The organism is Aeromicrobium sp. IC_218, from assembly GCF_004336805.1.
GTDB lineage: Bacteria > Actinomycetota > Actinomycetes > Propionibacteriales > Nocardioidaceae > Aeromicrobium.
The window spans coordinates 54,195-69,434 of the sequence record NZ_SJXM01000016.1; the positions used below are offsets into that span (position 1 = coordinate 54,195).

Here is a 15,240-nt window from a genome sequence, read left to right on the forward strand (position 1 = left end):
AACCATCGCTGGTTCCCCCTCTTATCGTCCGTGCCCCTGGTCGCGACCGTCGCGACCAGTTCGCTGTCGTGCACGCTGCGGACCGAGCTGGTTCGGCATCGGCGGCTTGGCCGGATCGCCGGGCTCGGGGCGAGTGCCCCGCTGGGCGTCGGCGACCTTCTGTGCCGTGGCGCGTTCGCCGGCGGCCTTGAGGTCGGCCGCGACGGCCACCCGCGCCGTCGTCTCATCGCCGTACCCGGTCAACGGGATTCGCTGCAGGCGCTCCAGCGCACGCGTGCGCAGAACCTCCGCCTCAGCAAGGTGCTTCATCGACACCTGCCGATCGTGCAGCGCCTTGACCGCTCCGAACACCTGGCGGGCCATGAGCGTGCCGGCGACCTTGCCCTTGCCGTCGGTCCGGGTCTGCAGCAGCACGACCGCCGCACCCAACGTCGACGACGACGGGCGCCGATGCGGGACGCCGGCACGACGGACCTGCGCCGATCGCGCGACCTGCTCGGCCGCGGCGTTCAGCTCATCCCGGTTCTCGGTGTCGAACCGGGCCCACGCCGACAGGGCACCCGACACGTCCCGGGCTGCGTCCGACCAGGCGACGTCGTCGCCCAGCGGGATCGACTTCAGCTGGTCGTTGAAGTCCGCCAGCCACCGGGCCGCGTTCACCGGCGCCTGCGGGGTCAGGGTCATGTCGTCGGGTCCACCACGGAGCGCCGGCGCCTGGCCCTTGGCCGCCGCCGTCCACTCCGCAGCCGCGGCCGCGGAGCTCTCCAAGGTCGGCTCGGCGAAGTGCTCGCGCACGCGGGGCAGCGACAGGTCCTTGCCTAGGCGACCGCCGCCGTAGAACACCAGCCGCTCGTTGTAGTCCTCGGGCTTCAACGCCGCCTTGTAGCCGGTGACGACGTCGGTCGTGCCCTTCGCGTAGTACGGCTTGAGCACGACACCGGCCTTGCGCACGCGCCTGATCCACTCGTCCTCGCTCTGCGACGCGACGGCCGCGGACCGGATGCGGTGGGCGAGCTCGACTGGAGCGGTGTGCGGCATCCCCGCCCGCTCGGCCTGGGCCAGCTCGGCCGGCTTCGCGCCCCGGGCGCCGAGGCCCGCTTCGCGGCCAGCGACGGCGGCCAGCCCGTACTTGCGCTCGATCGAGCGGCACGCCTCCTGCGCCCGGCGGTAGTCCCCGTATCGGCCGTCCCACCGGGTGCCGTCCTCACGGACCATCGACGCCGCGATGTGGATGTGGTCGTTGCCGCGCTTGGACGTGCCGTGGTGGATCGCGACCCACCGCGCCGGCGCCTTCCCCGACGCCTCGGTGAACCCCATCTCGTCCATGAAGTCCGCCGCGATCGCGCGCCACTCATCGTCCGACACGGTCCGGTCGTCGACGGGCAGGGACAGCGAGCAGTGCCAGACGTGCTGGTCGCGGTAGCCGACCACCACCCGCTCGTCGGTCTCCGGGTCGACCGCCGTCACCTGCGATCGGATCTCCGTGCCCCAGTGCTGACGCGGCTGCTCGAGGAAGTCCGAGATCTCCCCGGCAGCGTCCGCGTTCAGCTCCTCGCTGCCGTGCCACGCGAGCAGGAAGTCGTCGCCGCCGATCACGTGCGGGTTGGTGTGCTCGTTCTCTCGACCTGGTCCGGCGAGGTAGCGCAGCAGGCCGCGCATGTCGCCGCCCTTGACCACGTTCGGGATCACGAGGCCGACTCCTGACCGGACGCGGGGGAGGGGAGCGGACGGTCCAGGTCGTCGAGCAGCTGCTCGAGCCGGACCATCACTCGACCGTGCGCGGCGATCGCCGCGGCGGTCTCCGGCTGGGCCTCCAGGGTCGCGTTCGTGACCCGCGCGATCTGGTTGATGTTCACGCCGACCTTGCCCACCAGGCGGGCCACTCGGTACAGCTCGCCGATCATCTCCGCACGCAGCTTCGCCGCGTCCGCACCACCGGCCAGAGCCGACTCCACGAGCAGCCTGGGCACCGTCACGTTGCGCTCCGCCGCGCGCTCGAGCAGACGCTCCTCCTGCTCCGCGGTCACCTTCACCTTGTGCTGGATCGGGCGCGGGGCACCGGGCTTGCGGACCTGCCGCACACCCGGCCGAACACGCTCCCCAGAGCGGGCCGGCACGGCCCCCTCGGACGCGTCGCGACGCTCCTCAGCCATCGCAGTTCCCCCGATCTTCACGCCCAGCGCAGCGAGCCCGCCAGGGCAGTTCCACACCCCAAGTGTGGCAGGCCTCGACCGGCAGGTCTAGGCCAAGAGCGCACAAGGCGCCCTTGTGCATTAGCTTGCTCCCGCTCACACGCCGCGCGACGCCGCCGCACGGCAGCCCGCACTCGCTTTCGCGGGATCGCCCAACGGGCGATCAGCAAGGCGCTACGCGCGGTGTTCTCCCGACCTGCGGTCGGGCACCGACCCCCGCCCCCGAAGCCGAACATTCTGACGCGCCGCTCCCACCCGTCAAGGACAAGCGCTGCGGCCTCCGGCCGTCCTTGACGGGTGCTCGCCGGCGCATGTTCGGCATCTATCGGGGGCGGGGGTTGGTGTGGCCAGGCGGTCACTTCAAGCCTCATGGCTGGGTCCGTCTACCGGCTTCCGTCACCGAGTCAGAAGCGGGCCGCGAGCGGCCCGACGACCGAACGAAGGAGAGCACCATGAGCACCCGGACCGACCTCTCGAGCATCGAGCTCGAGCAGATCCGCGGACGCGCCAACGCCGCCATGAACCGCATCACCGAGGCCAGCGCGAACGACCCCGACCTCATCACCGAGGCACGTCCACACCACACCCGGGCGACGTCCCAATCGACCACCCAGGACGTGTCGCCGGCCGACCGCTGGCGGGCGGTCAACGACCTCGAGCGGCTCGCTCTGGACGCCGAGCAGATGAGGCTCTGGTGAGCGCCGTGGCCACGCGCGGGCTCATGCTCACCGCGCGAGACGCCGCCCGCCGACTGGGCGTCGACGTCGAGCAGCTGCGACGCTGGCGACGTGCCGGCACCGGGCCGGCCTGGGTCCGTCTCGGCCGCTCCATCCGCTACCACCCCGACGCGCTGGACACCTGGGAGTCGACCACACAGGATCGAGGGTGAACACCATCCATCCGATGCGGGGGGCACCACATGGCCGAGATCCTGCTGCTGGCGCTCGGCCTCGCCCTCTCCTTGGCGAGCCTCGCGCTCATCATCAAGTCGCTGCGCGAACCGGGGCTCGTTCGCCAGCAGCTCGCCGACGGCCACCGAGAGCAGGCCGCCCAGATCCGTCGGACCTTCACCCACCGACTCGGCTGGGCAGTCTGCCTGCTCCTGCTCGCGCTCACCTGTCAGATCGCGGCCACAGGCTGAACGGCGCCGGTCACCAGCCGGTGGCGTGCGGGTGCGACCGCAGCCGGAGCCTCAGGCCTGCGCCTTGCGGCACTCATCCGTGCACCTCGAGAGCACGCCCCGTCATACGCTGCGGCTCGTGCGCCTCGACCAGATCACCTGCGACATCAGCGACGCCCTGAACGGCGTCGTGACCTGCAACGCCGAGTCCCATTTCCTGGGCTCCGAGGTGCTCGGCGTGTGCCTCGCGGCTATCGCCGTCATCGTCACCTGGCACATCAGCCGCAAGGAACTCACTGCCCAACGTGACATGTTCGCGAAGGAGCTTGCGATCCGTGAGCAAGAAGCAAAAGACGCGCGTCTCCAAGCGGACGGCCAGCGGGTCGACCGCGACTGCGAGCAGCTCATCGAACAGAGCCACCATGTTCTCGTCAACGGGAGCGAGTGGCAGGCCAAGGTATTGGCTTACCGGATGCGAAACCTGGCCGAGTTCGCTCGTGGACTGGATGACCAGCTCGCTGAGTCCCTGTCGGAGCACGCGACGAAGCTGATCGAGCAGATCGACAGGGAGAACGCTTCCGAGTCCTATCTTGAGTGGCGACCACGGCAGGACTTCTTTCTCCGTCTCAAGCGGATCGACGACGTCCTGTGGCAGCACCTCAGTACCCGCGACATCGCCGCCGGGCACGCGCGCGCGGCGGACATCCAGCGCGAAGTAGCTGCCAGCGAACCGCTCACCGAGTCCGACTGACTGACGAACGGCCGTTCCGGACCGCCCGCCGGAGGCGCGCCGTACGCTGCGGCTCGTGCGCCTCGAAGACCTCACATGCAACATTCTCAACACCAGCAACCCGGACTTCTCGTGTCAGATCGACGGCTCGATCTGGTCGGTCGATCTGGCCATCGCCGTCGTCTCCGCGTTCATCGGTGCGGGGGCGACCCTCGCCGCCGTCTGGTTCACACTCAGCCACCAGAGGGAGGCTGACGCAAGGCAGAGGGCGCACGAGCGCAAGATCGATGCGGAGGCGCGGGCAACTCAGATCGAGCAGGACCGCCGTCTACGGCAGGAGCGGCTGGACGACGAGAAGCTCCACCTGCTCAGGCAGCAATCGTTGGGGCGATCAGAGGAGGCTCGGGAGTTGGGGAAGCGATTGGGCGACGGCACGCTCACACGGACGGAGGTCTCCTTCTTCGTTCAGGGGGTGGCCGTGCTCATGGGCGGAATCGGTGAGTTTGAGCCCGAGACGGCCGATCTCCTCAGCCTCGCAGTGCGCAAGGTCAGCAGGAACAAGGGACCCGTCGACCCCGTGATGAAGTCGGAGGCCCTGCGCTGCGGCTTGCTCAACCTCCAGCTCCTGCTGGAGATCCGCGCGATCGCGCCCAACCGACTGCCCGCAGCTGTGGGGAGGCAAGAGCAAGCCCGCTCGGCAATCGAGCGAGACCTGCCCTTCATCGAGGACTAGGGGTAGACGTAGCGGGAGCAAGCGGCATCGATTCGGCACCGCCTGTCCCATGGCCGCATGGGTGCTGGCATGAGCACCTACCTCGATGCGGCCGACGCGACGCGGGTCCGCCGCGTTCACTGTTCACCGACACCCCCGGTTCTCCTGCGCTGACCGGCCATCGCCCGATACGGCTGACGTCGGGCCACCAGGCCGGGCAGACTGACCCGGTGAAGATCGGGGGAGCGGCGCTCATGGCCATCGTCGCGCTCGTGCTGGGCGCGTGCGCCGGCAGCGACGAGGAGCCGGCAGCGGCCAAGCCCAGCGCGGCGGCCAGCACCACGGCGTCTGAGCCGGCGACCGAGACGATGGTCGTGTCCGCGGGCGTCGTCGCGCTGGACGCGCTCGGCATCGCAGATGGCAGCCCCGGGTCGCGGTGCGAGTCCCTCGGCGGCCAGCATGACGCTATCCGCACCGGCGCGACCATCGAGCTGCTGGACTCCAGCGACGAGGTCGTGTCCACGGCGGAGCTCGAGCGTGATCCACGCGCGCCCGCGCAGGACGGCGTGTGCGCGTGGGAGGCTGACTTCTACGGCGTGCCTCTCGGCCGCGAGCTCTACCGGGCCTCCATCGCCGGCTTCGAGTCCGACCCCCTCGGCGGGCTCGACCTCAGGACCCAGCGGCTGGTCATCGACACCACCCGGTGAGGCGCTCTGCTTGACGTGCTTGACACTGCGAGCAAGACTTGTGCTTGACGCAGTTGACGCAAGGACGTGACGACATGAGCGACATCAAGCACCGCGAGGAGTGGACCGTCCGGTCCGACGGGGACATCGACGCCTACCTGGCGGTCGTGGGGGAGCGGCTGAAGAAGACTGACCTGGTCTTCGGCGACGTCACACTCATCGCACCCGACCAGCTGGCGTTGACCATCACCGAGCACGCCCGCCTTGCCGAAGCGGTCGAGAGCAACGAGCTCGTCGACCTCGTGGGCCCGTTCTGGTCGACCACCCGCACCCAGGCAGCCTTGGGCGTCAGCCGCCAGGCCCTGCACCAAGCGCGCCGCGACGGCCGGGTGCTCGCGTGCCGCGGAGGCGACAACCAGTGGGTCTACCCGCTGAGTCAGTTCGTCCGGAGCGGCTCGGGCAAGGTCGCGGTGCGCCCGCTGCTGCGACCCCTCCTCAAGGCGCTGCGCAACCTCGATGGTTGGGGCGTCGCCACGCTGCTGCTCGAGCCGGCTACCGAGCTGGACGGCCTCACACCGCTGGACTGGGCGCGCCAGGAGAAGCCGGTCGAGCCGGTCCAGAAGCTGGCCGCCCGCCTGGCTGCCGACCTGGCGCCGCTGATGGGTAGCCCGGCAGCGTGAGCACCGAGCAGGACGCGCCCCACCACGAGTCGGCGCTGGGGGAGCCGCCGGCCGACCTGGAGGACTTCCCGCGCGCAACCTGGTCGGTCCCGGGGTGGCGCGTGCACCCAGACTTCCCGGACGCACCAGACCGTGGCTGCTGGTACTTCGCCTCGGTCCCCGAGCACGAGCCGTCGCGCTTCACGCTGCGCGAGCCGCACGGGACCTGCTACGCGGCCAGCACCCGGCGCGCGGCGATCAACGAGATCCTGGGCCACTGGCGCACGCAGCCGGTGCCCAGCTCGGTTCTGGCCGGCCGGCTGGTGACCCGCACGGACGTCCCAGACGGCTCGTACGCCGACTGCTGCTGCAACGAGGCAGAGCCGTACGGGATCAACGCCGAGCTGGGCGCCGCTCCGAGCACGTACGAGCTGACGCAGCGCTGGGCCGCGGCGTTCTACGAGGCGGCCTTCGACGGGGTCATCTACCGCCCGCGGATGAGCGCTGGCGACGCGTTCGCGCTGGCGGTCTTTGGCCCGACGGGACCCGCGGCCGCACTCGGCGGCGACTTCGAGCACCAGGACCTACCCGGTGCCGCATCCCAGGAGGGCTACCGCGTCATCAGGCCGCCCTCCGGGCCCGGCGAGATCATCCCGACCGAGGACGACCTCGAGCCGGACTAGGGCTCGCGCACACAGCCGGCCTGCGCCTAGCATCGGGCTGAGCCCGCCCAAGGCGCACCGACCCGGTAATGGTGCGTCCAGCCCGCTGCAGGCGAGGGTGGCCGCCCGTTCGTGCCGGGCCGGGTCCGGGAGTCTCACGCCTCAGCGGGAGGTGTCGGGGATTCCACCTCGGGGAGCGCCGGAAAGCGCTCTACATGACATAAGATCTATTATCGGCCATCCGCGAGTCCCGACTTGCGTCCCACTGCAACCGGAACCGACGAAGATGGTCCCGTGAATAGAAAGGGACCCCGGCAACTGCGTGGTCAACTCATGCTGCAGATTGCGTCCGGGAAATTCTTCCGCCCAGGCGTGCCGCTCCATGAGTCAGAGCACCGCTTCACGGTCTACAGCAACGCCTGGTTGGTAGGCGAAAACCCGATCACGTTGCCGCTAGGCGAGATCACTCCATCGACCGACGTGCGCGCGGTCTCATCGGCAATGATCACGGTGACGGACCGCCTCGAGGCCCAGCGCCCTGACGGCACGGATGAGTTCATGTTCGCCACACGAGGCACCGACCTAGTTGATGACGTCGCGTACGTTCTGACCTTCGTGCTGAACCGCACAGTTGGCCGTGACCACGACCAAGTTCATCGCCTCGTCAGCGGCGACGGGGCCAGCCGGCGGCGCTCCGCCAATGACCTTTTCCCGGGGCTTTTTGAACCTCAGCAAGCGGTCCAGCCCGAAGAATGGCGCTCGGTCCGGGACTTCATGCAGGACCTGATCGGTCTTTCCCGGGACGACTTCGTGCGGGTGATCCGTGCAATCCGCAGGGTGGTGGACGCTACTCGCCGAGCATTGGATGACCCGACGGGCGCCTATACCGACATGGTCGCAGCCCTGGAATCGATCTCGAGTAGTTCGCTGGCGCCGGCCGCGAGCTGGGACCGCTACGACGGATCAAAGCGCAAGATCATCGATGCCGCGCTGGTGGACACTGACGAGGCAACGGCTGACAGGGTGCGCGCTGCTGTTCTTGAGGCCGAGCGCACCGGCCTGAAGAGACGCTTCGTCTCATCAACCCTCGCCCGGTTGTCGCCCGAGTACTACCGCTCCGAAGCGATTGGAACTGTTCGACCGCCGCGCGCACCAGATATGGAGCGCATGTTGAGCGTGGCTTACGACGTCCGATCGCGCCGAAGCCACGTCCTCGAGGATCTGGGCGAGGGGGTCTGGGTCTTCACCGATGGCGCGGAAACCGCGTACGAGCCGAACTTCGAGCGCGTCCTCACCCTAGCCGGACTGTGGCGTCTTACTCGGCACGTCGTTAGACGCTACGTCAGCGACGCGGAAACAGTCCCGGCGGAACCATGGGACTATCGGCAAGCCCTCCCCGGCATCGTTGAGATGCAGCTTGCTCCCCAATACTGGATCTGGCAGCCGGGCGGACTGACAGAAGAAAACGCAACCCAGAGACTGGATGGTTTCGCGGAAGCGCTGATTGGTTGGTTCGCTGGCGACCACACCGACGGCTTTCCTATGGGCGACGTGTGCCGAGAGATCCAAGGACTGGTCCCAGGCCTTGCGGCCGGGGAAGCAAAGACGGCTCTGATCGCGACCCACGCGCTCTGGCACTCGTGTGTCGACCCAAAGGAGCATCCCGCTGATGCCGCCGCGTTCCTTGAAGCGTTCGGCCCAGTCCTGAACCAACCATCGCCGAGCTCATTCACGTTCTGGTTGCTGGGGAAGCAGGCGACGCCGCCATGGAATGCAGACGAGCTCGCCGCTATGGCGCAGGCCCGAACCGAGGCTCGGCGCAGAAAAGACCATGCTCCACTCCCGCCGGCGATCGACGCCCTTATTCAGCTGGAGACCGCCGATCGCCTAGAGGCTGACGGCCGGCACGCCGAGGCTGTCGCATTCGCGGCCAACGCGGTATCCGAAGTCCCGGGTAACGAAATGCTGATTGAGTGGGAGCGCCGCCTAGTAGCGGGCGACCACGACCCAGACTTCGATGTCAACGCCTTCCTTCTCGGCGGTCGCGACAAGCACGCTGACGCCTAAGACCAGTCCTAGAGCCGGGTCCCGAGCAAACGACGCTGATTGGACACTTCATATTTCCACCACGACTACTCATCTGAGAGCGTGTTCGTTGCGCATTGTGCGCGCATATGCTTTAGTTCCACCATGCAGAGTGCACAGGAGGCCGCCGCCGAGGCGCTCGATCTGTTCCGGGCTGATCTGACGCGGATTGGCGCCATCGAACCGATTCGTGACCTCGTCGGGGATGTGTGGTCGCAGAACATCGACCGCCACGAGCCCGACGTTGCGGGCGACACCGCCCTGTCACTCGGCCAAAACTGCGTGGAGAACCTCAAGACTCTGGCGCTGCGGCGCTACCGTCGTGACGAGCGTGAGGCCGTCGAGGATCACTGGCAGATCCCCGGTCTGCAGGTAGAACTGATCAAGAACGCACTCACACTCACGCACGGCAACCGACGCATCCTGCTCATGAAGGTTCCGCCGAACCTCGGGCGCCGCCCTTCGTTCAGCCAATTCCCCCGTTGGGCCAGTCAGAGCGACGTGCGCCATGAGATGGCCGTCGCAAACACCTATGCCTTGAACGGGATTCGATCAGACGATCTCGATCAACTCACCTTCGCGGACGATCCGTACGACCCCACGTTGGTTCGCAACTTCCTCCTGGTGTGGGCCGGCGAGGAAGACAGCCCGAAGACCGGGGCCCACCTGACCGTGCCGGTCATGGGCATTCGGCCCTTCGCTGCTCAGGTGGAACTTTGGCACGACGACGATGAGAAGGGCCGCGTTCGCTCCAACGCCGACATGCCCGAGGGGCCCCGTTTCGACACCCAGCCCGCGGTCGAGCCGGCGATCGCCATCAAGCCTCGTCCGGCGTCTGAGGGCAACGCATGAATCACGGACCAGCAGCATCGAGCGACTTCGAGGGCTCTCGGCTCACTGTCGCGAGGCGACTGCGCGGTATGACGAAGACCGCATTGGCTAGGCAAATCGGGGTCACACCAACAGCAATCGCTCAGTACGAGAAGGGGGGACGGCCGACACAAGCAACTCTGGCCAGTCTCTGTCTAGCTCTCGGATTGCCACGCGACTTCTTCGGCGCGGGGCGCCCCGTCACGTTGCTTCCCGCAGCATCCGCACACTTTCGATCGTTGCGCTCAACTAGCGCGACCTCGCGTGAGCAAGCCCTCGCCTTCGGCGAGCTGTGCCTGGAGCTGGTCAGCCTGATCGACCAGTACGTCGACTTGCCCCCCGTCCGCCTGCCCGACGTGACCGTTCCCGAGCAGATCGAAACTGATGACATCGAGAAGATTGTTGGCGAAGTCAAGACTGCATGGCGGGTGCCTCTAGGACCAGTCGGTTCGGTCGTGCAGCTCCTTGAGGCCAACGGAATAATCACTATGCGTCTGCCCGCCGCGACCGATCCGAAAGTCGACGCGTTTTCAACCTATGCTGGGGCACGACCGCTGGTCTTCCTGAGTCCTCGAGCTAGCGACAAAGCACGGGGGCGATTCGATGCAGCTCACGAACTGGGCCACCTAGTCCTACACCCCGATACCGACCCCGGGTCAAGAATCGTGGAGCTCCAGGCGCATGCGTTCGCCGCCGAGTTCCTCATGCCTCGGAGCGAGATCATCGATCAGCTCCCGCGCAGGATCGATTGGCCTCACCTACATGAGCTGAAGAAGCATTGGGGAGTCAGCCTGCGCGCGCTGGTCTATAGATCCAAGACGTTGGGCATCATGTCCGACGCGTCGTATCGGCGCGCCAACCAGCAACTCTCGCAGTGGGGCCTCCCTGAGCCTGGACCGCTCGGTCCCGCCGAGTCCCCGAAGCTGCTCGGGATGGCGCGCTCCCTAATGATCGACAATGGAATCGACTTCGAAGCCGTCCTCTGTTCGGGCCGGATCGTCCCGGAGATCGCGGAACAGATCATCGACGCCGCGACCGCGGAGAAGCCACGAATCGAGTTCGGCGCTCTATAGCAACCTCTGCGTCGCGCCTAGACGCCGTCCTGGCCGCAGCGCCGCGTGACGACCGCCGATAGTGATCGTTATGTCAGATAGTCGACGGGACTAGGCGTGTCAGCGGGAGCCCATAGGTTCGGCTCATGACCGACATCGGCATTCATAAGACCAGTCGGGAGATCAATCACCAGCAGGTGAAGCCGGGCGCGACGTGGACCCTTGAGACGATTCCGCTCAGCATGACCGTGGTCGTCGTGTGTGACGACCTGGACCCAGAGCTGTGGCGCGGTGGGGTCCGGTTCGGTGCAAGCACGCTACTTGAGACAGAACCGTGCACGAACTTCGAGCAGGCAGGGAACGCGGCTCGGAAGGCGTTCGAGGCGAGGGTCGTTCAGGTCTTCACCCCCTCCTGATCTGCGCCTCCCGTGGTGCCACCACTCGCCCGCAGATCAACGGGTAGTTGAAAACGTCGCGTTGCTGCTTCATCCTGCAGGTATGTCTCTGACTCCGTCCAGTCCAAGTCAGTTGCGAGCCGAACGGACCTACCTCGCTCTGAGCCGAATCGCCGAGCGTCATGGCGCTTCTTCGCAGGCTCGTGCCCGGCAATCGAATCCACGCATGGTGTCGCCGGTCGAAGCGGTCCGGCTCGTGGCCTTGCTCACCAGCGGGGGCGCGTCGTATCTCGATGAGGAGTGCGAGGTCGATGCTGAGGACCTGACAGCGGCGCTGACCTTGGTGCCGCTGGTCCGCGCCGAGCTGGACGAGCTCGAGCTGGGACTGCAGACCGCTGCACGTTCGCGCGGGATGACGTGGGCCGACATTGCGTTCGGGCTGGGGTTGGGGACCGCTCAGGCTGCCAAGCAGCGCCATGACCGGTTGACCGCCCGAACCACCGCAGAGCAGTAGCCTCGTGGCGCGGCCAGGCGTCGGATGTTGGCCCGGTCACGAACCGTTCGTTCCGTCAGGCCGGCGGCAGGGGCGACAGAAGCGGGTCCGGCCCCAGCAGCATCCCGGCAGCCCGCCGCCCCGGGGCGACCGGGCCGGGCGCGGGCTCCTCGATGACGGCGGCCAAGGCCGTGACGAGGGTGCCGATCTGTTCGGGCGTGTAGCGCCAGCCCGGGCTGGATTCGTCGTAGAAGGTCCGTTCGGTGGTGGCGACCAGCTCGATCCTCCTCCCGTTGGCGGAGAGGACCCGGACGATCAAGGGGCGGCCGAGGTTGTCGGGAGTGGCCAGGTTCGCGACCTCGCGCATGGCCTGCTCACTGGTGGAGTAGCGCTTGAAGACGCCAGCGATCGTGATGATCGTCTGACCGTCGGTGTAGAACGTTGCGGTGATCCGCGGTGAATCACTGATCATGCCCACTCCTCCCGCCTTCCCACACGGGCCGGTTCCGTCGCGGTCAGTCCCAGGGACCGCGCGGCACGGCCACGACTATCGCCACACCCACGCAGCCAGCGAGCGCGAACCCCCAGACGAAACACATCGGACTGAGTGTGCCGCGCAGGACCGGGTCGTGACTACCCCTCCGCGGGCTGAGACGCGCGGCTCATTGGGCGCACAGGGTGGCCCTCACCTGTCGGGGTGGCAGGTGAGGGCCAGTCCAGATCCTGGCACCGGCGCGGGTGGCTGTCCGGCGAATCGGTCGACTGTGCATCGTTTACGGCTGGACAACGACGTCGAGAGGGGTCGCGGGCTCGATGCCTGCGGCCCCTCCCCCGCTTGGGAAGCCTAGATGCTGCGGCCGATGGCGTCGGGGAGGATGACTTGCTTGTAACGGGGCTTCTGGTTGGTCTGGTCGGTCCAGGTCTCGGTGACGATCGCCCCGGTGACGATGACCTTCTCCCCCGACTGCAGGTCGCTCGCTCGAGTGGCGAGGGTCTTGAACGTCTTGACGCTGTAGCGGGTGGTGTCACTGTTGGACCACTCCCCCGACTCGCTGTCCTGGGTGAGCCCAATAGAGCCTGCGAACTAGCAGCCCGTTAGGTCCCACTAGCGCGCTCGGAGATTCAGACCGAGGCCGATGGCCCCGTCCGGTTCGTTCGAGCGGCCCGCTGTTGATCCCTCGAACACCAGCAGCGCCGATCTGCGTAGTTTCCCCGGCGCAGCGATCAGCGCAGCCGATCGTCATCGTGGAGGGATGGGTAGTCGAGGTAACCCTCTTCACCACCGCCATAGAAAGTCGCGCGGACCGGCTCGTTGAGCGGCGCGTCGGTCATGATGCGGTACGGCAGGTCAGGGTTGGCGAGAAAGAGGCGACCGAAGGCGACCGCGTCCGCCCACCCTTCGTCCAAGACCTGCTCCGCGCTCGCTCGCGTGTGGCCGCCGGCGCTGATGATCTTGCCGGAGTAGCGAGACCGAAACCATTCCGAGTTGAGCACGTCAGCTTCCTCAGCCGGCAGTGCCCCGTCACCCACGACGCCCGGCTCGAGAACATGCACGTATGCCAAGTCGAGCGGGGTGAGTTGGTCTAGCAGCTCGGTGAAAACAGCGGGGCGTTCGGCATCTGCCATGTCGTTGAACGAGCTCGATGGCGAGAGTCGCAACCCTGTCCGATCCGGGTCGACCTCCTCAATCACCGCGCGCACAACCTCTAGGGCGAACCGGGCCCGGGCCGCGGGCGAGCCGCCCCACTCATCGGTGCGCGCGTTCGCGGACGCATGCAGGAACTGATCGATCAGGTATCCGTTGGCACCGTGAATCTCCACGCCGTCGAACCCCGCATCCATAGCGAGTCGGGCGGAGGCAGCATACTGGCCGATCAGTTCCTGGATGCCGCCCTCATCGAGGGCGCGAGGGACGACGTGGTCGACCCGTTTTTCGGCCGCGAAGATCTTGAAGCTGCTCGCGATCGCGGATGGTCCGACCGGCTGCGCGCCGCCGGGGACCAAGGAAGGGTGCGACGCGCGCCCCACATGCCAGAGTTGCGCGACAATCCGTCCGCCGGCGTCGTGCACAGCGCGGGTGACCTCGCGCCACCCGTCGACATGGGCTTGATTCCACAGGCCCGGGATGCCGGGACCGCCGACACCGTAGGGGCTTATTGCGATGCCCTCGGAGATGATCAGACCAGCGCTCGCGCGCTGGCGGTAGTAGGCAGGCGCTGTCGGCTGAATGAGCGCGTCTGCCGATGCGCGACTGCGGGTCATGGGTGCCATTACGAATCGGTTGGGCAGGCTCAGCGATCCGAGCGCGGTAGGCGAGTTCAGGGACATGAAGTTTCCTCGGGAAGGCGGTCGTGGAGCTGCGGAAAGCTCGATGCCGGACGGCTTAGAGCGTCCCGCCAGTGGGGTGTGGGGCGTGGGGTGTGGGGTGTGCCTAGTGGGCTTCGGCTTCCAGGGCCTCGGCGGCCGCGGCGGCTTCTGCTTCCACTGGATCGTGCGAGCCCATCTGCAAAATGAGGGCGACGAGGGCCGCGGCAACGACGAGGACGCCGTAGCCGGTGAACGCCGCGACGAGTCCGGTGTACGGATCGACGAGGCCCGCGATCACGCTCGGAAGGCCGAACGCGAGGTAACTGATTACGTAGATGGTGGAGAGCAGCCCGGCGCGATGGTCCGGCGAGGCGGTTGCGAGGAGCATCCGTAACCCGGACTGGAAACCGGCCCCGAATCCGATGCCGGCGATCGCCGTGCCAAGGACCATGCCCGGTAGCACGCCCATGATGACAAAGACCACGGACACGACGGGACCGATGATGAGCGCGATGACACCGATGGTCTGCTCGCGGCGGGGATCCATTTTTTGCAGCAGGTACCCCGTGAGCGCTCCGCACGTGGCGAAGATCGCGATGATCGCGCCTGGGACAAAGTGGCTGTCGATGTGAAACACCCCCGTGAGCAGCGACGGCACGAGCGACAGGTAGAGCCCCGCAAGCGCCCAGCTCGCGATGAGCGCGCCCGAGACATCGCGGAGCAGCCGCCTCGAGCCTGCTGGTACGCGCATGGCCGGGAGGAGCGAGCGGATCGCGCCCGGCTGCTTGGTGACGGTCTCCGGGATCAGAGACAGCAGTAACGCCAGGACAAGCATCAGAACGCCGAAAAGGATGTAGATCAGCTGCTCGGGAGCCGGCCCCCATTGGACCAGCAATCCGCTGGACAAGGCACCGACGCCGAGGGCGGTCGGCGGAGTCACGCCGTTCAGAACACCGGCGAGAGCGGGGCGGCGTTCGAGTGAGTGGTCCAGCAGCGTCGCCCCAAGGGTGCCGAGGAGCAGTCCGACGGACAGTCCTTGCAGCGCCCGACCGATCATCAACATCACATAGTCGTCGGCGATCACGAACAGTGCCATGGACGCGACGGTCCCGAGGGTGCCGGCAATCAAGACCGGCTTCCGTCCGACGTAGTCGGACAGCGACCCTGCGGACAGCAAGGCGAGCAGCAGTCCGATGACGTAGATCGCGAACGCACCGGTCAGCATGACGGGTGTGAGGTGCCAGGCATCGGCGTAGACCGGGTACAGCGGCGAGGGC

At 67.3% G+C, this 15,240-nt stretch carries 18 protein-coding genes; 13 read left to right on the forward strand and 5 right to left on the reverse strand.

The genetic code is table 11. From position 1 onward, the window contains the following. Positions 1–21 precede the first annotated feature (21 nt). Both E0W78_RS14790 and mobC read right to left on the reverse strand, forming a co-directional pair. The gene (locus tag E0W78_RS14790; protein ID WP_131404701.1) at positions 22–1,689 is read right to left on the reverse strand and encodes a relaxase/mobilization nuclease domain-containing protein; all 1,668 of its coding nucleotides are present in this window, start codon (positions 1,687–1,689) and stop codon (positions 22–24) included. Beyond that, positions 1,686–2,081 carry a plasmid mobilization relaxosome protein MobC gene (gene mobC, locus E0W78_RS14795; protein WP_165570530.1) on the reverse strand — a complete coding sequence of 132 codons (396 nt, stop codon included), beginning with the start codon at positions 2,079–2,081 and terminating at the stop codon, positions 1,686–1,688. The genes E0W78_RS14790 and mobC overlap by 4 nt, the downstream gene beginning before the upstream one ends. Before the next feature lie 563 nt (positions 2,082–2,644). Here mobC and E0W78_RS14800 point away from each other — a divergent pair. The 13 genes from E0W78_RS14800 (at position 2,645) to E0W78_RS14860 (ending at position 11,677) form a co-directional block, all read left to right on the forward strand. Further along, positions 2,645–2,890, forward strand: coding sequence for a hypothetical protein (locus E0W78_RS14800; protein WP_131404703.1), 246 nt, complete (start codon positions 2,645–2,647; stop codon positions 2,888–2,890). Beyond that, positions 2,887–3,081, forward strand: a complete 195-nt coding sequence (locus E0W78_RS14805) for a helix-turn-helix domain-containing protein (protein WP_242686371.1) — start codon at positions 2,887–2,889, stop codon at positions 3,079–3,081. The genes E0W78_RS14800 and E0W78_RS14805 overlap by 4 nt, the downstream gene beginning before the upstream one ends. A gap of 30 nt (positions 3,082–3,111) precedes the next feature. Next, positions 3,112–3,333, forward strand: a complete 222-nt coding sequence (locus tag E0W78_RS14810; RefSeq protein WP_131404704.1) for a hypothetical protein — start codon at positions 3,112–3,114, stop codon at positions 3,331–3,333. 118 nt (positions 3,334–3,451) lie between these two features. Continuing rightward, on the forward strand, positions 3,452–4,063 hold the full coding sequence (locus E0W78_RS14815; RefSeq protein WP_131404705.1) for a hypothetical protein: 612 nt from the start codon (positions 3,452–3,454) through the stop codon (positions 4,061–4,063). 55 nt (positions 4,064–4,118) lie between these two features. After that, the gene (locus E0W78_RS14820; RefSeq protein ID WP_131404706.1) at positions 4,119–4,775 is read left to right on the forward strand and encodes a hypothetical protein; all 657 of its coding nucleotides are present in this window, start codon (positions 4,119–4,121) and stop codon (positions 4,773–4,775) included. A gap of 209 nt (positions 4,776–4,984) precedes the next feature. Then, the gene (locus E0W78_RS14825) at positions 4,985–5,461 is read left to right on the forward strand and encodes a hypothetical protein (protein WP_131404707.1); all 477 of its coding nucleotides are present in this window, start codon (positions 4,985–4,987) and stop codon (positions 5,459–5,461) included. A 74-nt stretch (positions 5,462–5,535) separates the two neighbouring features. Further along, positions 5,536–6,120, forward strand: a complete 585-nt coding sequence (locus E0W78_RS14830) for a hypothetical protein (RefSeq protein WP_131404708.1) — start codon at positions 5,536–5,538, stop codon at positions 6,118–6,120. Beyond that, complete coding sequence (locus E0W78_RS14835) at positions 6,117–6,782, forward strand: RES family NAD+ phosphorylase (protein ID WP_131404709.1); 666 nt, start codon at positions 6,117–6,119, stop codon at positions 6,780–6,782. Before E0W78_RS14830 ends, E0W78_RS14835 begins: the two co-directional genes overlap by 4 nt. Positions 6,783–7,094: 312 nt before the next feature. Further along, complete coding sequence (locus tag E0W78_RS14840) at positions 7,095–8,828, forward strand: hypothetical protein (RefSeq protein ID WP_131404710.1); 1,734 nt, start codon at positions 7,095–7,097, stop codon at positions 8,826–8,828. Between the two features lie 123 nt (positions 8,829–8,951). Continuing rightward, positions 8,952–9,698 (forward strand): hypothetical protein, encoded by a 747-nt coding sequence (locus E0W78_RS14845; RefSeq protein WP_131404711.1) that lies wholly within the window; start codon positions 8,952–8,954, stop codon positions 9,696–9,698. Next, the gene (locus E0W78_RS14850) at positions 9,695–10,789 is read left to right on the forward strand and encodes an XRE family transcriptional regulator (protein WP_131404712.1); all 1,095 of its coding nucleotides are present in this window, start codon (positions 9,695–9,697) and stop codon (positions 10,787–10,789) included. Before E0W78_RS14845 ends, E0W78_RS14850 begins: the two co-directional genes overlap by 4 nt. A gap of 125 nt (positions 10,790–10,914) precedes the next feature. Next, positions 10,915–11,184, forward strand: a complete 270-nt coding sequence (locus tag E0W78_RS14855; protein ID WP_131404713.1) for a hypothetical protein — start codon at positions 10,915–10,917, stop codon at positions 11,182–11,184. Between the two features lie 205 nt (positions 11,185–11,389). Further along, positions 11,390–11,677: a hypothetical protein gene (locus E0W78_RS14860; RefSeq protein ID WP_207392779.1), complete on the forward strand. Its 288-nt coding sequence runs from the start codon at positions 11,390–11,392 to the stop codon at positions 11,675–11,677. A 55-nt stretch (positions 11,678–11,732) separates the two neighbouring features. On the opposite strand, the gene E0W78_RS14865 is transcribed toward E0W78_RS14860, so the two are convergent. The 3 genes from E0W78_RS14865 to E0W78_RS14880 form a co-directional block, all read right to left on the reverse strand. After that, a complete protein-coding gene (locus tag E0W78_RS14865) occupies positions 11,733–12,128 on the reverse strand; it encodes a hypothetical protein (protein ID WP_131404715.1) in 396 nt (131 codons plus the stop codon). Between the two features lie 752 nt (positions 12,129–12,880). Then, the gene (locus E0W78_RS14875; RefSeq protein ID WP_131404716.1) at positions 12,881–13,984 is read right to left on the reverse strand and encodes an alkene reductase; all 1,104 of its coding nucleotides are present in this window, start codon (positions 13,982–13,984) and stop codon (positions 12,881–12,883) included. Between the two features lie 103 nt (positions 13,985–14,087). Further along, on the reverse strand, positions 14,088–15,240 hold a 1,153-nt coding region (locus tag E0W78_RS14880), incomplete at its 5' end, for an MFS transporter (protein ID WP_131404717.1).